22 protein-coding genes are annotated in these 21,071 nt (G+C 37.2%); 4 read left to right on the forward strand and 18 right to left on the reverse strand.

Translation table 11 applies throughout. The features are described from left to right. Window positions 1–21: 21 nt before the first annotated feature. The 3 genes from DRF60_RS09855 to DRF60_RS09865 all read right to left on the reverse strand — a co-directional run bounded on the left by DRF60_RS09855 (window position 22) and on the right by DRF60_RS09865 (window position 1,347). Window positions 22–312 carry a hypothetical protein gene (locus tag DRF60_RS09855; protein WP_238640157.1) on the reverse strand — a complete coding sequence of 97 codons (291 nt, stop codon included), beginning with the start codon at window positions 310–312 and terminating at the stop codon, window positions 22–24. Window positions 313–378: 66 nt separating this feature from the next. Beyond that, window positions 379–669 carry a winged helix-turn-helix domain-containing protein gene (locus DRF60_RS09860; RefSeq protein WP_116011929.1) on the reverse strand — a complete coding sequence of 97 codons (291 nt, stop codon included), beginning with the start codon at window positions 667–669 and terminating at the stop codon, window positions 379–381. A gap of 60 nt (window positions 670–729) precedes the next feature. Continuing rightward, the gene (locus DRF60_RS09865) at window positions 730–1,347 is read right to left on the reverse strand and encodes a hypothetical protein (RefSeq protein WP_116011930.1); all 618 of its coding nucleotides are present in this window, start codon (window positions 1,345–1,347) and stop codon (window positions 730–732) included. A gap of 873 nt (window positions 1,348–2,220) precedes the next feature. Here DRF60_RS09865 and DRF60_RS09870 point away from each other — a divergent pair. Next, window positions 2,221–5,154, forward strand: coding sequence for a SusC/RagA family TonB-linked outer membrane protein (locus DRF60_RS09870; protein WP_116011931.1), 2,934 nt, complete (start codon window positions 2,221–2,223; stop codon window positions 5,152–5,154). Window positions 5,155–5,164: 10 nt separating this feature from the next. After that, entirely contained in the window at window positions 5,165–6,673 is a 1,509-nt protein-coding gene (locus DRF60_RS09875) for a RagB/SusD family nutrient uptake outer membrane protein (RefSeq protein ID WP_116011932.1), read from the forward strand. A 133-nt stretch (window positions 6,674–6,806) separates the two neighbouring features. Here the strand turns inward: DRF60_RS09875 and DRF60_RS09880 are convergent, their stop codons facing one another. Continuing rightward, the gene (locus DRF60_RS09880; protein ID WP_116011933.1) at window positions 6,807–7,571 is read right to left on the reverse strand and encodes an enoyl-CoA hydratase/isomerase family protein; all 765 of its coding nucleotides are present in this window, start codon (window positions 7,569–7,571) and stop codon (window positions 6,807–6,809) included. 289 nt (window positions 7,572–7,860) lie between these two features. Here DRF60_RS09880 and DRF60_RS09885 point away from each other — a divergent pair, with 289 nt between their 5' ends. Together DRF60_RS09885 and DRF60_RS09890 are read left to right on the forward strand one after the other, a co-directional pair. Continuing rightward, the gene (locus DRF60_RS09885; RefSeq protein ID WP_116011934.1) at window positions 7,861–8,409 is read left to right on the forward strand and encodes a phage tail protein; all 549 of its coding nucleotides are present in this window, start codon (window positions 7,861–7,863) and stop codon (window positions 8,407–8,409) included. Between the two features lie 26 nt (window positions 8,410–8,435). Continuing rightward, window positions 8,436–9,257 (forward strand): T9SS type A sorting domain-containing protein, encoded by an 822-nt coding sequence (locus tag DRF60_RS09890; protein WP_116011935.1) that lies wholly within the window; start codon window positions 8,436–8,438, stop codon window positions 9,255–9,257. A gap of 60 nt (window positions 9,258–9,317) precedes the next feature. Here DRF60_RS09890 and DRF60_RS09895 read toward each other — a convergent pair whose 3' ends face one another. From DRF60_RS09895 to DRF60_RS09960, 14 genes are all read right to left on the reverse strand, one after another. Further along, window positions 9,318–10,019, reverse strand: coding sequence for an SMUG2 DNA glycosylase family protein (locus tag DRF60_RS09895; protein WP_116011936.1), 702 nt, complete (start codon window positions 10,017–10,019; stop codon window positions 9,318–9,320). Next, window positions 10,012–10,743 (reverse strand): DUF4241 domain-containing protein, encoded by a 732-nt coding sequence (locus DRF60_RS09900; protein WP_185144584.1) that lies wholly within the window; start codon window positions 10,741–10,743, stop codon window positions 10,012–10,014. The genes DRF60_RS09895 and DRF60_RS09900 overlap by 8 nt, the downstream gene beginning before the upstream one ends. A gap of 49 nt (window positions 10,744–10,792) precedes the next feature. Then, the gene (locus DRF60_RS09905) at window positions 10,793–11,329 is read right to left on the reverse strand and encodes an SMI1/KNR4 family protein (protein WP_116011938.1); all 537 of its coding nucleotides are present in this window, start codon (window positions 11,327–11,329) and stop codon (window positions 10,793–10,795) included. Window positions 11,330–11,457: 128 nt separating this feature from the next. Continuing rightward, entirely contained in the window at window positions 11,458–12,075 is a 618-nt protein-coding gene (locus DRF60_RS09910; RefSeq protein ID WP_116011939.1) for a transposase, read from the reverse strand. 125 nt (window positions 12,076–12,200) lie between these two features. Further along, complete coding sequence (locus tag DRF60_RS21940; protein WP_157967948.1) at window positions 12,201–12,362, reverse strand: bacteriocin-like protein; 162 nt, start codon at window positions 12,360–12,362, stop codon at window positions 12,201–12,203. 200 nt (window positions 12,363–12,562) lie between these two features. Next, the gene (gene paaZ, locus DRF60_RS09920; RefSeq protein WP_116011941.1) at window positions 12,563–15,058 is read right to left on the reverse strand and encodes a phenylacetic acid degradation bifunctional protein PaaZ; all 2,496 of its coding nucleotides are present in this window, start codon (window positions 15,056–15,058) and stop codon (window positions 12,563–12,565) included. A gap of 97 nt (window positions 15,059–15,155) precedes the next feature. Next, on the reverse strand, window positions 15,156–15,464 hold the full coding sequence (locus DRF60_RS21605; RefSeq protein ID WP_238640163.1) for a hypothetical protein: 309 nt from the start codon (window positions 15,462–15,464) through the stop codon (window positions 15,156–15,158). Between the two features lie 294 nt (window positions 15,465–15,758). Next, window positions 15,759–16,028, reverse strand: coding sequence for a hypothetical protein (locus DRF60_RS09930; RefSeq protein WP_116011942.1), 270 nt, complete (start codon window positions 16,026–16,028; stop codon window positions 15,759–15,761). After that, window positions 16,029–17,354 (reverse strand): DUF6624 domain-containing protein, encoded by a 1,326-nt coding sequence (locus DRF60_RS21610; protein WP_238640165.1) that lies wholly within the window; start codon window positions 17,352–17,354, stop codon window positions 16,029–16,031. It lies immediately after the preceding gene. A 17-nt stretch (window positions 17,355–17,371) separates the two neighbouring features. Next, window positions 17,372–18,214, reverse strand: a complete 843-nt coding sequence (locus DRF60_RS09940; RefSeq protein WP_238640167.1) for an alpha/beta hydrolase — start codon at window positions 18,212–18,214, stop codon at window positions 17,372–17,374. A gap of 41 nt (window positions 18,215–18,255) precedes the next feature. After that, on the reverse strand, window positions 18,256–18,849 hold the full coding sequence (locus DRF60_RS09945) for an acyltransferase (RefSeq protein ID WP_034725774.1): 594 nt from the start codon (window positions 18,847–18,849) through the stop codon (window positions 18,256–18,258). 123 nt (window positions 18,850–18,972) lie between these two features. After that, window positions 18,973–20,178 (reverse strand): 3-oxoadipyl-CoA thiolase, encoded by a 1,206-nt coding sequence (gene pcaF, locus DRF60_RS09950; RefSeq protein WP_116011943.1) that lies wholly within the window; start codon window positions 20,176–20,178, stop codon window positions 18,973–18,975. 45 nt (window positions 20,179–20,223) lie between these two features. Then, complete coding sequence (locus tag DRF60_RS09955; protein ID WP_116012078.1) at window positions 20,224–20,586, reverse strand: four helix bundle protein; 363 nt, start codon at window positions 20,584–20,586, stop codon at window positions 20,224–20,226. A gap of 47 nt (window positions 20,587–20,633) precedes the next feature. Further along, the gene (locus tag DRF60_RS09960) at window positions 20,634–21,047 is read right to left on the reverse strand and encodes a PaaI family thioesterase (RefSeq protein WP_116011944.1); all 414 of its coding nucleotides are present in this window, start codon (window positions 21,045–21,047) and stop codon (window positions 20,634–20,636) included. Between the last annotated feature and the right edge of the window lie 24 nt (window positions 21,048–21,071).

The following is a 21,071-nucleotide window of genomic DNA, read 5'->3' on the forward strand; positions in this document are numbered from 1 at the left end:
CATTTTTTGGTTCAGTTACAATTAACTTCCCGCGAAAGGAGTTCCGAAAATGCCTACTGCCAATTCTGCCCAGACAAGCAACAGCAATAGAAGAATGGCTCCGATTAACAGGGTTTTGTGCGTTTTATTTTTAATGATCCGCTGAATCAGATCGATGATAAAAGCAGTTCCAAAAAGCAAAACGGCACCAATTACAAAATCTACCGGTGACCAGTCGAATTCCTCAGAGAACCTATTCCCCCATAGCGGAATGCATAATAAAACTGCTGGTGTAGCATAAATAAGAACTGTTTTTTGTTTTTGTGTCATCATTTTTTTATTTTTAATAACGATAAAGTACTTTGTATTTCAAAGTTAATTTTCAAAAAAATATAGATTCTATCTTCCCAATAATTTTTCAAGCCCATCCAAATGTTCGTTAAAAGCCTGTCTTCCGTTCTGTGTGACACGATAAGAAGTTTTGGGCTTTTTGCCTACGAACTCTTTTTTCACTTCGATATATCCAGCTTTTTCCAAAGCATTGCTATGGCTCGCCAAATTGCCATCTGTGATATCTAAAAGTCCTTTCATTTCTGAAAAGTCAACCCAGTCGTTTACCATAAGAACGGACATGATACCCAATCTCACACGGCTTTCGAATTCTTTATTGAGTTGATTTATCTTTATCATAATAAGTCGCTAACTGCAGTTTTAGAGAAGCTGCTTTCACAAAAGCTGCAAATTTAATCTTTATTTATATTTTTTATGCATGATCAAGCCGTACACAATATGTAAAATCCCAAAACCAATGGCCCAAAATACAAGCCCCCATCCTAAAAAGAAAAGAGAGATCAATCCCAGAACGATTTGACAATATCCTAAATATTTAATATCTGTTAAGGTATATCGCTCTGCACTGACCAGGGCAATTCCATAAAATATTAATGTAGCCGGCGCTATCCATACAAATAGATGATGGAAAAGAAGGGCAAGACAAAATATTCCGCCTGTTGCCAAAGGAACTGCAAAAGTTAACAGTAAACGTTTGGTTGTACTATCCCAGATTTTCAGACCTTTCTTTTTGCTTTTATTGGCTGTGAAAATATATCCGCTCAGTAGGGCTGTCAGTAAAATTACTATTCCTACAATTACCAGCTCTCTAACCAATGCCAAGCCAAAGAAATTCCTGTCACCATCGAAGTAATCGATTCCTTCCCGCTGGAAAATAAAATAAACGTATCCTACACCGATCAGCGCAGCTAAGCCGGCAAAAACCCCGGACAGTCCGCTTAATGAAATAAATCTGGAAGACCGCTCCATCATGGAACGGATATGTGATAAGTCTTCGTAATAGTTTTTCGAATCCATAAAAAGAACTTTGAATTACAAAGTTATAATTTATTTTTAATCTGCCAATTATTTTTTACATTTTAATAATTTTTTTTCATATCCCATTCCGGCAATTGCTGACTTTAAGAAAGTACAATTCAACTTAAGAACACAGAAAAATTGCCAAAAATGCCCCTGTTATTTTAGGGGTCTGCACATTTTTATTAATGGCTTTCACAACTTTCCGTATTAAAGCTAGTTTCATCAATTCAGATATTATGAATACATTCTGTTTGCATGCGGCGGATTTGCTATGCTTGGTTTTGCCTTTCTTATTTCTTTACTGGTAGCGGAACCGACCGCCGGAACAAGGGAAAGGATGAAATCCATAAAAACAAATTATCAAGTATTGTTATTGGCTTCGATACGACAGAGTATGGTGAATACCTCACATTTACTGGCCTAGCAAAAAAAGACAAGATAAGAATTCTGGTTAAAAAGGAAGATTATTTCCGATACAAGCCAAGAACAAAAGTAGTTGTTATTTATTTAAAGTACAGTAAAACAGCAATCTCTATAAGTGACTTGTGATTACTCTACTCGCTTCTTTAAATCCAAAAATCTTAAGCCTTTACTCAAAATTTCACTTCTCTTACTTGAGGAATTTTATTGGTGTATACTACTTTCGTAAGCAATAATGCATTTTAAATTTTATTAAAGTGAAAAATTTACGTTAAAACAAATTATTTAACTAAAAATATTTAATAAAATACATAAAAAAAAAACCTTCATTAATTATTTAACATTAAATATTTAATAATTAACAAAAAATTAATATTTAAGATAAAACACCATTGTAGTTTTAAAAAAAAATAACATATTTGTACGAAATATTTATTAAATTTTGTTAATATGAATGTGAAACTAAAAATCCTATCTACTGCAGTAGTCTTTTTTACAGCCCAGGTTGTAACCGCGCAGAAAGATTCCACTAAAACTAAAGACATTGATGAAGTAGTAGTTGTTGCTTACGGTAAACAGAAAAGAGGGACAATTACTGGATCAAATGTTCAGGTAGATGCAGCAAAAATCGAAAATCGTCCTATTTCCAATGTTTTACAAGCGTTGGATGGGGCTGGAGCAGGTATTCAGATTGCTGCAGGTACAGGCCAGCCAGGTGAAGGTTCATCAATAAGAATCAGAGGAACGGGTTCTTACCTTGTTTCAAACGAACCACTTTTAATTGTTGATGGAGTTCCTTTCCCTGGAAACTTAAATTCATTAAATCCTAATGATATTGAGAGTTTAACGGTATTAAAAGATGCATCATCAACAGCTCTATACGGCTCTAGTGCAGCCAATGGAGTTATTATGGTAACCACTAAGAGAGGTAAAAAAAATTCATCAAGATTTACTCTTAATTCCAATACAGGTATAGTAAGCAGATTTGTACAGGAATATGACAGAGTAGGCGCAGCAGATTATTATGTACTTGCATGGGAGGCAATGCGTAACGGCAGAAGGATTACAAACCCTAACGAAACGCTTGCTGCCTCAAACGCATGGGCAAGCACTAATTTAATTTCCGGGAATCTAAAAACCAATGTCTATGATGTACCAAATGCCCAGTTAGTTATAGATGGAATACTTAATCCCACGGCAAAGTTGCGTTACAATGATTTTGACTGGGCTGCGCCTATAATAGGCGTAGGAATACGGCAAGACCATAGCATTAGTTTTTCAGGGGGAAATGATAAAAGTACATTATTTAGTTCATTAGGCTACACCAATGAAAAAGGATATATTGTAAAATCAAGTTTTGAACGTCTTAACTTAAGGATTAATGCAGATTCACAAGTTAAAGACTGGTTTAAAATTGGAACCAGCTTAAATGGTGTTATTACGAGCCAAGGTTTAGCTGTAAATGGAGCAGACAATAATTCTGCTTATATAAATCCTTATGCATGGACCCGTGGTATGGGGCCAATTTATAGTCCCTATCAGCATGACCCTGTCACAGGAGAAAGACTGTACGATGTTAATGGAGATGTTCTCTATGATGATGGTTCTCTACGTGGTGTTGATGCCGCTGCAGGTAGAAATATTATATGGGAAACATTACTAAATGATGACAGAACAAATTCATACAATCTCCAGTCTAATGTGTATGCTGAGTTTAAACTTTTACCGGAATTGATGCTCCGAACCAATGCGGCATATAACTTCAGAGGAACATTAAACAAAACCTATGGAAACAGACTCATCGGGGATGCTTTGGGAATTGGTTCTGCTTCCAGAACAATGTATCTGACCAGAGATTTTACATGGAACCAGGTATTAACATATAATAAAAAATTGGGAGGCCATGATGTAACTGTTCTTGCGGGACACGAAAATTTTGATTATAAACAAGATTACTTATATGGATATAAGCGAAATCAGGTGTTGGATAATTTTTACGAGTTTGGAAACTTTGTAGATAATAATACCCTTAACTCATATCTTAGAGAAAGAACTAAAGAAAGCTGGTTTACAAGATTGAACTATAATTATAATGAAAAGTATCTTTTAGAGGGCTCAATAAGATGGGATGGATCTTCCCGCTTTGCCACAGATGTAAGATGGCAATCATTCTGGTCAGCAGGTGCCGGATGGGTGATTTCAAAAGAAAACTTTCTGCAGGATAATAAATTCATCAATTTCCTAAAATTAAGAGGCTCTTACGGAGAAGTAGGCAACGATGCTTTAGATACCAACTACGCTTATCAAACCTTGTTTTCTTTAGGCTATAACAATGGTACAGAACCAGGAATTTTGCTTACCAATGTAGGTGATCCATTAATTACTTGGGAGACCAAAGCACAATCTGATATCGCCTTAGAATTTGAACTATTGAATAAAAGAGTACGTGGTACTGTAGAATATTATAATTCTGAAACCAAAGGATTACTTTTCCCTTTTCAAACGCCTGTAAATGCAGGTATTCCTGGTAATAGTATTGACAGAAATGTGGGTAACTTGGTAAATAAAGGATATGAAATCACTTTGAGCGCAGATATTATTAAGAATCAAAACATGAAATGGACCGTCTCTGCTTATGGAACTACATATAAGAATGAAATCACCAGCCTTTCACAAGACGAATTTATCAGTGGCACTAAAAAATTAATGAAAGGTAAAGACCTATATGCCTTTTGGCTGAGGTCATGGTATGGAGTGGATCCTGCTGATGGGGCACCACTATTTGTCTTAGATCAGGATTTATTTACTGATACTACAACAGCAGATATTAGAACGGTAAACGGAGTTTTGGTTACAACTAATCAGAATAAAGCCAAATATGCCTATCATGGATCTGCAATTCCTGATTTTTTTGGAAATTTTTCGACTACATTTAATTTCAAAAACTGGGAACTTTCTGCATCATTCAATTATCAGTTTGGAGGAAAAATATATGACACTAATTATGCAAATTTAATGGATGCCTACCCTCAGGGAGGAGCAGCACACACTGATATTTATAACCGTTGGACTACTCCCGGACAGATCACTGATGTACCTGCTCTAAATTCATCAACAGTAGCTGCTTCAAATGCTGCTTCATCAAGATGGTTGGTAGATGCCAGTTATCTACTGTTGAGAAATGCCTCAATAGGCTATAGCTTTAATCCTGGCATTGTGAAAAGCGTAGGAGTCAGCAGCTTAAAATTGTTCGTGAGTGGAGAAAACCTTTGGGTTAACAGCAAAAGAAAAGGTTTAGAGCCCTACTCAACATTTAATGGTACTGTAAGTAACAGATATTCACCTTCCAGAATTATTACTTTTGGTTTAAGTACAACTTTTTAAAATTATCAAAATGAAATTTATTACAAATAAAGCACTTTTAATTTCCGGTCTTTCCATACTAAGTATTTTATCATCATGTGAAAGAGACGATCTGGAGAAAGATCCAACTGAAGCAGCAAGTGAGCTTTTGGTAACTTCCAGTTTAGATAACTTAAATATTGCCATTAATGGGATGCATAGAAATATGTATTACAGACAAAACAGCAGCCAGGGACAGAATGGTGCTACCGGAGTAATGATTTATATGGATGTAATGGGAGAGGACTTGGTTTTCCCTACTACAGGTAACGGATGGTTTGTAACCACGCTGCGATGGCTGGATAATGCTAATGCCAGTTCTGCAAATTTATTTTATCCATACGATTTTTTCTATGGACAGATAAGAATTACAAACATTATTATAAAGGCAGCTCCTAATCTTTCGGGAGATCAGGTACTGAAGGATAAGGTAATGGGCGAAGCTCATGCTTTCAGGGCTTATTGCTATTTTATGCTTGCTCAAATCTATGCAAAAAGATATGTAGAAGGAACAACGAATTCGCAACCTGGGGTACCGCTTAGGCTGGATGATTCTTTCAATCCTATTCCAAGAGCATCTTTAGAAGAGGTTTATGCTTTAATAAACTCAGATTTGGCACAGGCTTACGGTTTTCTAAACGGTAAAACAAGGTCGGATAAATCTCACTTCAATGCGAATGTTGTAAGAGGTCTAATGGCAAGGGTGGCTTTAGTACAAGGGAAATATGCTAACGCAGCTCTATACGCAAAAGAAGCAAGACAGGGATTTGCATTGATGAACAATACTCAGTATAAATCAGGCTTCAATAGTTATTCTAATTCAGAATGGGTGTGGGGCTACAAACCAATTGATGCCACAACCGACTTTTTTGGAAATTTTATGGGTTATATGTCCAGAAATTATAATTCAACACAAATTAGACAGGCTCCTAAAGTTGTCAATAATTTATTATATGCGCAGTTTCCGGCCACTGATGTGAGAACACAGGTTATTGATCCTACTGGATTGCATCCTACACTGCCGTTAGCTTCTACCTACAGCAAATTTCCTTATACTTCGCAAAAATTTCTTTCTGTAAATGCATCAGGAGCTGTTGATAACAACACAAGTCTGGGTGATATCCCATTTATGAGAGCTGCAGAAATGTATCTTATCGAAGCTGAAGCATTGGCAAAAGACAATAAAGAAGCAGATTCTAAAATTGTATTTAATGAGTTTACAAAAAATAGAAACCCTGCATATACTGGTGCTACAACTACAGGTCAGGCTTATATTACTGAAATTTTAAACAGCAGAAGATTAGAACTTTGGGGAGAAGGCTTCAGGTTCCTTGACTTGAAAAGATTGAATCTTCCTTTAGACAGGACAGGTGCCAATCATGTGTCTGCTGTTACTAATAATTTAATGACTGTCCCTGCTGGAGACAAGCGATGGACATGGTTGATTCCTCAGGCAGAGATCAATGCATCTCAAGGATTGGTAAAGCAAAACGAACTTTAATTCAACATTCATATTAACTGCAGAGAATCCGTTTCGTAATTGAAGCGGATCTCTTTTTTATTAAAAATCAAATTTTTAATAAAAAGAAAGGTTACCTTTTGGATAACCTTTCTCTTTTTATGTTAAGCAAAATTTACTTTGCTCTCAATTTTTCTTTAATTGATTCAATATTTTTCTTCGCAGAGTCTTCAAGAATTAAGCTTGCGCTCATGTGGATTCTTGCCGGCATCAGTTCATTGAAATGATCTGTCCCTTCCCAAGAAACTTTTTTAATTAAAGCTAACGCATCGCTGCTTCTGGAAGCCAGTGTCTGCATGAACTTATCTAATTTGGAATCCATTTCTTCAATATTTTCGGACACAGAATGATAAACATTATGCTGTTCTGCCCACTCTGCCGATCTGAAATCCGCGTCAATAGCCATTGCAGAGAACTGTGATTTCCCGATTTTCCTTTCTACATAAGGTCCGATCACGAAAGGCCCAATTCCTAAATTGATTTCTGTAAGCGCTAATGCCGAATCTTTAGTAGCAAAACAGTAATCTGCTCCACAAGCAATTCCTACTCCTCCACCGGTTGTTTTTCCCTGAACTCTTACTACTACTATTTTTCCGCAGTTTCTCATTGCATTCAAAACTTTTGCAAATCCACCGAAAAATTTTGTAGATGCTTCCAGCTCTTCAATAGCTAAAAGCTCATCGAAACTTGCTCCTGCGCAAAACGCTTTTTCACCTTCACTTTTTACTAAAATAGCTTTTACTTGTTCTTTAGCACCTTCATCCAGAATCGTCTGGGCCAGCTTTTCTAAAATGGCACCAGGAAGGGAGTTACTTTTTAGGGTTCCGAAGGTAATTTCGGCAATATTATTTTTAATTTCTGATACTACGAATTCGTTCATTTTTTATTTTAATTAGATTGTTACAAAAATACTAAATACCAATCTTCCTGAGCAAATTATAAGGGCTAAATTACGATTAAACGGTACATATCTACTCTCAAATGAATTCTCTGTAAAAGGAAATACAGATATCTGTTACGTATAAATACGGACTCCCCGATTTGGTATTTTCTACTCTAGCACTGTCTTCTTATATATTGTTCCTTTGGCTTATAAAAACTAATAGCACAGGCGTAATCCGAAAAGCCAAAAGAGAGTAGGAAATTTTAACAACTGAAAAACTATTATCATGGAAGAGTATATAGGAATTGTAAAGCTATTTGCTGGAAATTTTGCTCCTAGGGGTTGGATGTTCTGTGACGGAAGCTTACTAAGAATCTCAACTAATTCTGCATTATTTTCAATCTTGGGAACCATTTACGGCGGTGACGGAGTCACTACTTTCGCCCTTCCAAACCTAAAAGGAAGAATGGCCGTTGGTGCCGGGAATGTGAACAGCAATGAATATTATCCTTTGGGAGTCGTGGCAGGAACTACACAAAATACGATCATGGCACAAAATCTTCCAAGCATTGGGTCTGGCTTTCAGCTGAAAGTCGCGAATGCCAATGCAACCTTGCCTGCTCCATCTGTTAACACTTCCATTGCGATTACAGGAAACCAGATAGGAAGAGATTTTACGGCGATTCCAAGCTTTGTACAGGCTGATCCTGATACAGCTCTTAATCCAAGATCTATATCCTACGTCGGACAAAATCTTCCAATGAATAACATGCCACCTTATTTAGGGCTTAATTACATCATTTGTGTTGAGGGAATTTATCCTCCACGTGATTAAAAAACAACTTATTTAAAACCTAAATCATGAAAAGATCTATTTTTTTAACTATCTGCAGTCTGTTCATATCTTTCTTTTCTTTTGGACAGACGAGTACAGAGCAATTTGAAACGGAATCTCACGGAAGTTCGAGTTTTACCGACAATGGGGTAATATTTAATGTTATCTCCCATGTAGGAACTTTTGATATTCAGGCTAACTACCCGGGTACAGGATGGAACGGAACATCTGTTGACAACAGGTATATTGACAACTCCAACGATGCTGCATCGCCGCCATCTTTCAGTATTAAAACCACATCAAACCTGTTTAAGGTCAACCGGTTCTGGATGTATCTTTCTGCTCTTAATCTGGATTTGACGGTGCAAGGAACGTTGACCGTTACAGGAAAATTGAGTGGAGTAACCAAATTTACCCAGACAAAAACTACAGGTTTTGCTGCTTCCATGACCCCTACGAACGGATATACCCTTATTGATCTCACCAATTTAAACGGCCAAAATTACTCAAATATCATTATTGATGAGCTAAGAATTACGCTAGGCGGAAACTATCGATATGCAGGACTGGATGCTTTCACATGGGTAAAAGACACGGGTATTGTACTGGCAACGAATGAAATTGTTTTTTCACAAAAAGGTATGAGCATTTATCCAAATCCTACCAGCGGAGCTCTTTCTATTCAGGCAGAAGATAATACGCCGGCTGAAATTTACAGCCAGGATGGGAAATTGCTTAAAAAACTTGATATGAAGAAAGGAACCAATCAGGCAGACATCTCGGAACTCCCGAATGGCGTTTACATCCTCAAAACTTTATCAGGATCTTCGAAAATAATTAAAAAGTAAAATTCCAAAACTTGTTTGTACCACGAAAATATTCTAATGCATAAATGAAAATTTCCTTGATTATTCAGGGGAATTTTGTTTTTTCAATGTCAAAATATATTTGTCAATGTACAGCTGTTTTTCTTTTGTTTTATACTGTTGAATATATCTCGGATGTTCAAGAACGGTCATTTTTTCAAACAGCTGAGCTTCTTTATTCAGTGCCGAAATAAATTCTGAATTCTTTTTACCGAGAACAAAAACTTCGGAAGTATCCACACCCAGACTGATATGCTTCTTCAGAGAATCGATCATAAAATCTTTTACGGACTCAAAGAGTGTTCTATCATCATAATAATTGGCGTTCATCCAACCGGTTTTTGTTTTTCGTACAATAGCCAGCGGAAAGGGTGAATTGATATAAACATCTTTGTAAAATTCCTCTGCTCCTCCATATTCTGTGATCATATCATACATGAAAACCGAAGAAACTTCATGAGTACGGGCCGATTCCATTGTAATTCCACAGACAGCTTCCAGCCTTTTGGTATCGGTAAACGGAACGCCCGTCACTCCTGCTCCATGCCGGCTGGGATTGATCCCTATCAGAAATTTCCTCGGGCTAAAATCATTATAGTATTTGTGATAAAATTCCTCCATGACGGTCATCGTTTCCGGATTGTCCAGATACGGATTCATAGCTTCAAAACCTTCAGGAAGGTTTCCTGAAAACTGAAGGTTTTTATTGAATTCTATGACTTTATCGGCGAACGTTTTATTCATCCTCTTCATCTTCATCATCAGACAATGCCAGTTCAATATCGATAAACTGAATATACAGTCCGCAGATTTCCCCTTTTTCATCGTATGCGAAATAAACAGGATAACCTCCATCTCCAAAACCGCTTGCAAACATAGGAATATGATACTCTGTATTGGGAATTTTCCAGTTGATCCAATCTCCCAATTCTCTCTGGTTTTGCGGATGCTCTTTGTAACTCTGTGCAAACTGCCCGGCAAAATAATCATCGTAAACATTTTCTACATTCACTTCGGTAAGAAACTTATCAAAATGAGGAAGCACTTCTGCATCGGTAATACATCCCAATCCCGCATCTACCATGAATCCGAAGTAGTCGCCTTCATTTAAATCTTCAAGATTTTCTATCCCGATCAGCGCTTCTCTGTAAAGAACCGGCTTTTCTTTGGTAAATTCCACTTTCACAGCAGCATAACGATTGCCCCATTCTTCTGATTTTACCACAGCAATTTTCACAGGAAAATCTCCTTTCGGGGCCTGTACGAAATAGGGTTTTTCTCCTGCATTTAAAAAGACCAACGGATCTCTTACAATTACTTTTCCGGACGGCAGGGAAACATTCCCGATCTCCATGACTTCCATTTTCTGCTCCAGAATTTCATCCGAGGTAAAATAAGTTTCCAAATCTACGGGACAGGTAAGAATATCTTTTACCTCTTCCCATTTTTGCATCCAGCTTTCGTTCATTGTTTTTATTTTTTGTGATCTGATTTAAAGTTTAAAAGTACCTGTTTATTTATTCACCGTCAAATTCTTCTTCAGATTTCAACCCTTTTATGAAAGTTTCAAAGTCTTTGGCCAGAAATATCTTTTTATAATCAGCTTCCTGATCAATGTGAACCACTTCCGGCTCACCGTCTTTTCCGCACTTGGAATAATCCAGCAAAACCATATCATGCCCCGCCGAAGGACAATCACAGATGTAAATACCGATTGCAGGATATCCCCATTCCTCAATCATAAACTGACTTCCAAGTTCTCCACAGATGGAATAGGTTTTCTCTCTTCCGATACCCATAATTCCGGTAATCGCAATATGATCATCCGCCCATGAATTTTCTTCTGATGTAGGAAAGCAGGATTTATCAACCAATCCGCCATTCTGCAGTCTCATCAGTTCTATATAAGAAGCCGGAAGTTTGTAGCCAAGCTCTTCTTCTACGGAAGCAATGAGCTCATCATCCGGAAACGGTTCGATATAATCTCTTACAGAATAGCTGCTTTCGTTCCAGAAATCCGTAAAGTCAAAGTCTTTGAAAAATTGTAGTTCCATATTTTGTCTTAAATAAGTAAGATTTTGATTGTACTGTAAAAGTAATTATCATTTTTAATAAAACCTTTTCCTGGACTAAGATTTTTAATGCAGCAAATATCCTTGGCAAGGATTCCAAGAAACTTAGATTAAAACTCATAATCAAGATCAACAACCTTTTGATGTGACAGTATAAAATTTTCTCTGTTATCAAATAATTCAATAACCTCATCCCTTTTCAATAAAGTTTTCGAATCACTCAAAATAGATGGGTAAGAGGAAAAATTGTATTTTGAAAACTCACTCGTTAAAAAATGATTTTGTGGATTTTGATGAATATACCTCACTGCATTAATTAAATATTGATCCGACATGATCAATTTTCTTTTAAATGGAGATTCAATAAGAGCTCCGTGTCTTTTATTTTCTTTGTTAAAAGCCTGAGAATAAGAATTGAAAACCCGGGCAAAATGTTTTGAGAAAATATTCCGAGGTGAATAAAGTCCGTTGCAGGCCTTGTCAAGGTTTTGAACCTTAACAAGCTTATTTAGTTCAAAGTTAGATTTTACCTTAACTAAAAGATGAAAATGATTAGGCATGAGACAATACGCATACACATCACAAACGGGAATAAGAAATTCAGATATTTTACTGAGAAAGAACAAGTAATTCCGATCTGTTTTAAAAATATTCTCTCCGTTGATTCCACGATTATAAATGTGATAAAAACGATCTGCTTCTATTGGAGTAGTTCTAATATTTGTCATCGTATTTTGTGTTTTTGTTTAACCCTTAATTCTTTTATCCTTGTCAAGGTTTTGAACCTTGACAAGGATAATAAAAAAAATCCCTTTCAGTAAAACCGTAAGGGACAATAAATTTATATTTTATTTTAAGAATCAGCACATATATAACATGCTCTTGGAATATCCGGCCATCTTCCAGGGAGACAACAACTTCCCGGAGGGCAAGAATTGGGCAAACAAGCCCAGTTTGGACCGGCACCTTTAACAGATCTCAATTGGTTTCTTGAAAGTTTTTTTAAATTTTTCATAGCAATTAGTTTTTAATGTTTTTTTCCTACTCTATATGCTTTTCGGATTTCGCCTATTAAAGTTACTAATTTTAATATAAACTTTATTTTAAGCAGTTGACTTCTTAACCCTTGTCAAGGTTTTGAACCTTGACAAGGACCATAAAAAATCCCTTTCAGTAAAAACCAAAAGGGACTATAAATTTAAGTTATATTTTAAATCAAATCAATCCGAACTGCTCGAAGTGGTGCGTAAAATGCTTTTTGTGCATCAGCTCCCACATTTCTTTATTCAGTTTTCCGAACACGAAGTTCATATGCTCAGCCTGTGGATTTTCTCTGTAATAGACTGTAAATCTCTGTAAGTTATCCAGGAAAGACTGCTTGGCAGCATCCAGATTTTTATGCTTTAATTCCAGTAAGGTTTCATCTTCAGCCAGGAATGGAGCAGGGAAATCTTTCGGCATTTTTCTATGGTTATAAAGAGAGTCCTGCCATTTTTCCAATTGCTCTTCCGGTGTAAAACATTTGTCAGCTTCCGGTTCGCCTAAACTTACCAGAACTCCATGTTCCAGATGTTCAATCATTTGCTGAGGAGACATTTTTCCCCAGTTTGTCGGTGCGCTTTCTGTTAAACCACCCAATATTTTCTGAACATTTTTCACATTCAGATCGATGAAAGGAGATTGTTTTGCCACCAATGTTAAGATCGTCGCTACACAAACGATCTCATCTCTCTGGTTTACCACTTCCACCAACCATTTTACAACGCCGGAAGGAATGTTTCTTCCTTTTACGCCTCTGTTTATTTTTTCTTTTGCCGTTAAATAAACGGTGATCGTATCTCCTGCATATACCGGTTTAAAGAATGAACAGTTTTCCAAACCGTAGTTTGCAATAACAGGTCCTTTTTTTCCTGAAACGAACAGCCCTGCTGCTGCAGAAAGGATGAAATATCCGTGGGCTACTGTTTTATCGAAAATAGTTCCGGTTAAGCTTGTAGCATCGGTATGGGCATAGAAATGATCCCAAGAAACGTTGGAAAAATTAACGATATCTGCATCAGTAACCGTTCTTCCGGCCGTTTCCAATGAATCTCCTACCTCAACTTCTTCGAAATATTTCTGGAACGGATGCTTGTCTGAGAATTTTTTCTCTGCACCCTGCTGATATACTTTTGTAATTGCTTTCAATACATCCGGAGAACCCTGAATCGCTGTTTTCTGAAGAAAGAAATGAAGACCGTTCAGTCCGCCCATCTCCTCGCCTCCACCAGCTCTACCGGGACCACCGTGCATCAGTGTAGGCAGCGGTGAACCGTGACCTGTACTTTCTTTGGCGTTATCTCTGTTCAGAACAAAAATTCTGCCGTGCTGGGAAGCCATTTTCCATGAAGTTTCTGCGATAAAGGTTTCGTCGTGGGAAATAATAGATCCTACCAAGCTTCCTTTTCCTCTTTTAGCAAGAGCCGCAGCTTCTTCGGCATCTTTGTAAGGCATTAACGTAGAAACCGGTCCGAACGCTTCTACATCGTGAGAGATGTTTTTCTCGAAAGGTTTATCGTTTAAGAACAGTTTCGGGCTCATGAATGCACCGTTATCATAGTCTGCATCTACAAGTTCATGTTTTCCGTCGTAAACTAATTCTGTTTCTGATTTTAAAATATTTACTTTTCTAACGACCTCATCGTACTGCTGTTTTCCTACCAGTGACCCCATTCTGGTTTCTCTGCTCAACGGGTTTCCGATTTTGGTTTGATCTAAAGCTTTAGATAAGGCATTCTGAACATCTCCGATCAGGTGTTCAGGAACAATAATTCTTCTGATCGCTGTACATTTCTGACCTGCTTTTGTGGTCATTTCATTACGTACTTCTTTGATGAAGAGATCAAATTCCGGAGTTCCCGGTTTTGCATCCAAACCTAAAATGGAACAGTTCAGGGAATCTGCTTCCATATTGAAACGCACTGCATTTCCTGCGATAGATGGCATTGATTTCAGTTTTCTTCCAGTATGGGCAGAACCGGTGAACAATACGGAATCACCATCCTGAACATAATCCAGTATATTTCCCGGCTCACCGCAAACCAATTGAAGGGCACCTTCCGGAAGTACTCCACTTTCGATCATATCCTGGAAAACAGCATTCGTCAGGTAAGAACCGTAAGGAGATGGTTTTACAATAGAAGGAACACCTGCCAACAGGGATGTTGATAATTTTTCCAACATTCCCCAAACCGGAAAATTGTAGGCATTGATCTGTATAGAAACCCCTTCACTTGGTGTAAGAATGTGAGTTCCCAGAAAAGTTCCGTTGGCAGAGATTTTCTGAGTTTCGCCATCCACCCAGAACGGAGTGTTGGGAAGCATTCTTTTTGCCAATCCGGAATAGGTAAAGAAAGTACCGAAACCTCCTTCTATATCTACCCATGAATCTGCGTGGGTAGCTCCAGTTTTATATGATAATTCGTAATATTTTTTCTTTCTTTCCAAAAGATAAAGAGCCACTTTTTTCAGCATCTCTCCTCTGTCATAAAACGTCATGGAAGAAAGGTTTTTGTAGCCTACTGTTCTTCCGTAGTCAAGAGCTTGTTCAAAATTAAGCCCTTCTGTATCTGAAACAGCAACCTGCTCGCCTGTAACGGCATTGTATAAAGGAACTCCGTTTCCGGTACCTTCTACCCATTCTCCGTAGATGTAATTTTTCAGTTTTTCCATATTATTTTTAACTTTTTATTTCTTTTTAATGTCTTAAAAATCCTACTTTTCTTTAAACCTTATAGGGTTTTAAAAACCTATAAGGTTTGCGAACCATTTATTCTAAATTCATAAAATCATATTCTACACTAGATTTATGATAACCAAGGAAGTCCTCTTTTGAATCGAAGTATTTCAACATTTCTTCTCTTTCAATGCTACTAGGCTTTTCCACATTTGTGTAAGAATTATATGAAGAGTATTTCCATTTTTCAGCCTGACTGACAAAACCAAGATGTACAGGATTATTATGAATATAATGCAATAATTTAAGCAAATATTTTTCATCCTGAACTCTCTTCCTTCTCAGGAAATCTAGAAAGAGAGTCCCCTTTCCTATTATACCTTTTGTTGTAGGCTTTAGCATAGCTATTCAGAAAATTACTGAATGGCTTCATTAAATATTGATGCTCATCATCAATATTATCAGCAACTAAGTCTTTAAATCTTATTAATAAATGAAAATGATTTGGCATCAAACAATAAGCATAGATTTCTGCTACTGGAATAATATATTTTAATAACCTAGCCAGAAAATACTGATAGTTACTATCCTCTACGAATAGCAAATCTTTTCCGTTGGCATGCGAGTATATATGATAAATATATCCGGACTCAAAATGCTCTGCGATGGTCATTTCTTCTTTATTAATTCTAAAGTTTATTTTTTAACAATGAGTTGTACTATTTTCCTTCCTGCAACAAACAGTAACAACAGAATAAGGGAAAAATCCAGGATCAGGACTGCATCCACAAACAGGGTATATAAAAAATCCTCCTGTTTCAGCTTTCTGATCACTTGTTCTGATTCTACATGTTCCAGTGCATCGGAAATACCCATTGATTTCCATAACAGATAGAACCCCGCATAATTGATCCCGACTACGGCAATCAACAGGAAAATCCAATATTTCTTTAGACGATCTATCATTTATCTCTTTTTCTGAAGAAGCTCCAAGGCTTCTTTCAATGTATATTTTTTGTATTCGATGCCTCCTGCATCTTTAGCGTAATCTTCGATAGTTCTCCCAAATCCGGAATTCTTTCTCAGTTCGTTGACATACTCCGGATCTTTTATCGGCCATACAAATGAAAGGGTTTCCGTTTTTCCGTTTTTTGTTGAAAAAACGGAACGGATCTGCGTTCCATAGATCTGCTCTTTGTTTTCGTACATCAGCTTTCTGTCCATCATCATAGCATAAAGTCTGAACGGAAGTTCTTTTTCATCAGCTGCTTTTTTGATCAGAGGAAGGTATTTCTCAATTTTAGGGGAATGCTGGATAACATACCATACAGCATAATTCTCAGGTTCACCCACCATAGATTTTCCGGGATAGCCATATTTTTCAATGATCTTCTCAACTTTAACAAGATTCTTCTGATCTTGATCGTCCATCAATTTGATAAGCCCCGTACTCACGTCTTCTGTAGAGAGGTTTTTCTCTTTTATGATTCCTGCCTTTCTTTCGGGTGTAATGTTGGATTGTGTCAGCTCACGGTAGATCTGATCGTCTTTATAGATCTGCGCAAGCTCTTTTTTGAGCTCAAGGTTGAGTGGTTTTTCTTCAGTTTTCTTATCACCTCCAAACTTTAACACTTCATCCAAAGTATAATTTTTAAAAACAAAACTCTTTCCGTAAAGACGCTTGGCATAACGTTCCACCGTATCGTCAAAACCGGCTTCTTTCCTGAGTTTGTTTACATTTTTAACATCTTTAATAGGCCAGATAATAGGCTCGCTTTCTTTTTCTCCGTCGTGAGAAGAAAACCCCTGAGTTCCGTAGATCTGCTCTTTTCCATCATTCATTAATTGTCTGTCCAGCATCGTGGCATACAATCTGAACGGAATTTCTTTATGATCAGCTGCCGCTTTAATTAGGGGCATGTATTGATTGATTTTAGGGGAGTGCTGAATAACCAACCATATGGTTTCATTTTCCGGTTCCCCTACCAGAGATTTTCCGGGATATCCATATTCAGCAATGATTTTTTCAACTTTTTCAAGATTGATCCTATCCTGCTCGTCCATCAGTGACCATAATCTATCCGTAATATCTTCCTTACTGAGATTTTTTTCTTTCATGACCTTTTCCTTTTGCTCCTGGGAAACGTCAGACTGCATCAGTTCACGGTAAATTTGATCATCTTTTTGAATCGTGGCCAATTCATTTTTAAGCTTTACATTAATTTCCTTATCCTGCTTTTTCTGAGCATTGATCAAAACTGAAAAGAAAATGGCAAAAAATAAATATCTCATGATTCGTGTTTTAATGGTTACTTTTTGGGCTCTTTATACGGGAATAATTTTACCAGACCTTCATACAAACTTCTGTGAAGAATGGTAGCATGATTGTCTGTTTCCATTACTTTATATTCCACGGTCCAGTTCTTTTTACCTGCCTGCTTCAATACATCATAAAGAGATCCTGCATCTTTTACCATTACAGGATGTTCGTCTTTTCCTACAGAAACGTAAATAAATTTCTTCGTATCCGGGATTTTGGAAAGCCATTGCGGAGCCTGTTTCAATAAACTTTGATCATCCCACCACAAACTTGGGCTGATGATAAAATAATTATTGAACATTTCCGGCTTTTTGAAAAGGATTTCTGTAGTAAGAAGCCCACCCAGTGACTGTCCGAATACATACTTCTCTGTTGTTTTATACTGCTTTCCTATGTAAGGAAGTAGTTCTTTATCCAGAAAATCAATAAACTTATCTGAATGCCCTGTCGTAGGATAATCCTGCTGTAAATCTTTCAGATCTGTATGAAAGGTAAAATCTCTCTTTCTGTCGATATTAGCGATTCCTACCACGATGGTTTCCGGCATGGCATACATTTGATTAAAGAACTGTACTAAACCGGAAACGTGGATAAAATCTTCATTCATTGAGCCATCCAGCAGATAGATCACCGGGTATGATTTTGTTTTATCAAAACCCTGTGGCAGATAAATATTTAAAGTTCTGTCTTCATTTAAGATCTTAGATTTAAATGTCCTTACCTCTCCGATAGTCAAAGGTTTTACTTTTTCATTCTGGGCTAAAACCATGAATTGAAAAGCAAACAGTATACTACAGACAATGAGCATCTTTTTGATCATATTCGTTTTCATTATATCATAAAACCTTATAACTTTGCATAAGGTTTAAAAGTTTATTTTAAATCCGCCCAGATACTGTAATCCACAGTTTTGGTAGCGGTCTGTTCTACATATTCTGAGAACGGTTCACATGGCAGAATAGCTTCTTTTCCTTCTCTTGCCAGCTGTTGATACAGTTTGGTTCCTTCTGTTTTCCAGTGGATCATTTCATCGGAAACATCCCGGATAATTTTTGCAGGACTTCCCACAATCAGTTTTCTTGGTCCGCAGGTGAAATTAGCCGGAACAAAAGCCAATGCTCCGATGATGCATTCATCACCGATAACAGCTTTGTCCATTACTACGGAGTTCATTCCTACAAGACAGTTTTTACCGATATGCCCGGAATGGATGATGGCACCATGCCCGATATGCGCAGACTCTTCAAGTATGGTTTCGATATTCGGGAAAACATGAAGGGTACAATTTTCCTGAACATTGGCTCCATCTTTAATGATAATTTTCCCCCAGTCGCCGCGGATCACAGCATTGGGTCCGATATATACTTCTTCACCGATTTCCACATTCCCAATGATCACCGCCTGCGGATGAATATAGGCAGAGGGCTTGATGATGGGGCGGATACCGTGGTATGAGTAGATGTTCATAAAATTTTTGTTAAAAATTTAATTTAACAATGTATCAGTGTAACAATGTATCAATCTGAACATTCCGAGATCATATTAATTGTTATACTGATACATTGTTATATTGTTACATTATTGAAAAAATTACATTTTTTCAATGACCATTGCATAACCCTGTCCGACACCGATACAAAGGGTACACAATGCATATTTCTTATTTTGTTTCTCCAGTTCAATAGCGGCAGAGCCAATGATTCTCGCCCCGGAAACTCCCAGTGGATGGCCAATGGCAATAGCTCCTCCGTTTGGATTTACTCTTGAATCATCATCTTTTAAACCTAAGCTTCTGGTTACAGCTAATGCCTGTGCTGCAAATGCTTCGTTCAGTTCAATGATGTCCATATCGTCCAGTGAAAGGTTTAATCTTTTTAATAGTTTCTGTGTAGCTTCTACAGGTCCGATTCCCATAATTCTGGGTTCCACCCCAGCTACGGCAGATCCTAAGATCTTAGCTTTTGGTTTTAAACCATATTTTTTTACGGCTTCTTCACTGGCCAAAATAAGAGCTGCTGCTCCGTCATTCATTCCCGAAGCATTTCCCGCGGTTACGGTTCCTTCTTTTCTGAAAGCAGGACGGAGTTTTCCTAACCCTTCCATGGAAGACGTAGGTTTAATAAATTCATCCTGATCAAAAATTTTAGGCTCGCCTTTTTTCTGAGGAATTTCAACTTTTACAATTTCTTCCGCCAGTCTTCCGCTTTGCTGAGCTTTTGTAGCTTTCTGCTGAGACCAAAGGGCAAATTTATCCTGATCTTCTCTGCTGACGTTGTGCATATCCGCTAAATTTTCAGCGGTGTCTCCCATTCCGTCTACCCCATACATTTCTTTCATTTTCGGATTAACAAAACGCCATCCGAAAGTCGTATCAAACATCTGGCTGTCTCTTCCGAAAGCAGTACCGGGTTTAGACATTACGTAAGGCGAGCGGGTCATGTGCTCTACTCCACCTGCGATATAAATTTCACCTTCTCCGGAAGCAATGGAACGGAAAGCATTAGCCACCGCAGACATGCCTGAAGCACAAAGCCTGTTTACTGTTTCCCCTCCGATTTTATAGGGCAGTCCGGCCAATAAAAGAGCCATTCTCGCTACGTTACGGTTATCTTCTCCTGCCTGGTTGGCACATCCGAAAATAACGTCCTCAATTTCCTCAGCAGGAACTTCAGGATTTCTGGCCATAACTTCTTTAATAACCACTGCTGCCAGATCATCAGCTCTTACATCTGATAATCCGCCCTGTAGTTTTGAGATTGGTGTTCTTACGTAGTCTATGATGTATACGTTGTTCATAATACTTTTAATGTAAAAATTTAGCAATGTAACAGTCTAACAATGCTAAATTGATGGATTTTTATTTAAACTTGTACTTAATATTTTATAAATAATTTTTCCCAATTCTATAATTTGACCTTCTAATTTTTCATCAAAAGGATAATTTTTGGAATGCTTACACAGATATAGCCAATATTTGGTTTCTTCCAATTCTTTGGCTGAAATTTTTATCTTATTGATAAAATCGTTTTTACTGTGAGGGTTTTGTGCTTCAAATGCATTGGCTCCAATGCTTGTTCCACAACGTAATAATTGTTTCGCAATAACAAATTTTCTTTTTTCTTCTAACAATTCACAATATTCAATAATATCTAATGAAAATTGAATCGTTTTAGTTATTAATGGATTATTTTCAAAATTGATCATCATTATTAATTGTTAGATTGGTAAATTATTACACTGCTACATTGAGCTTACAACTCCGTTACTTTTTTTCCGATTTTGTAAACCGTTCCAACGAATTTTGCGATCAGCTCATTGTTTTGATTGGTGATCTTGATGTCGTAAACGGCTGTTTTTCTGGTATCATTGACCAGAATGCTTTCTGCTCTGAAAACATCGCCTTCTTTTCCAGCTTTGGTAAAATTGATGATACAGTTCAGGGCTACAGCTGCATCTCCGGTGTTGTTGGACGAAAATGCCAGCGCAGAATCTGCAAAAGCAAACGTAACTCCTCCGTGAACCGTTTTCAACCCATTAATCATCTCTTTCTTGATGGGCATTTCTATTAAACAATAATTTTCTCTGACTTCGATCATTTTGATATTCATCCACTGGGAAAAATAATCCTGACCGAACATATAATCTGCAACTTGTCTTGGATTCATAAATTCAATATGTTGATTCGTTGA

Origin of the sequence: Chryseobacterium elymi, assembly GCF_003385495.1 — a bacterium.
Lineage (GTDB): Bacteria > Bacteroidota > Bacteroidia > Flavobacteriales > Weeksellaceae > Chryseobacterium > Chryseobacterium elymi.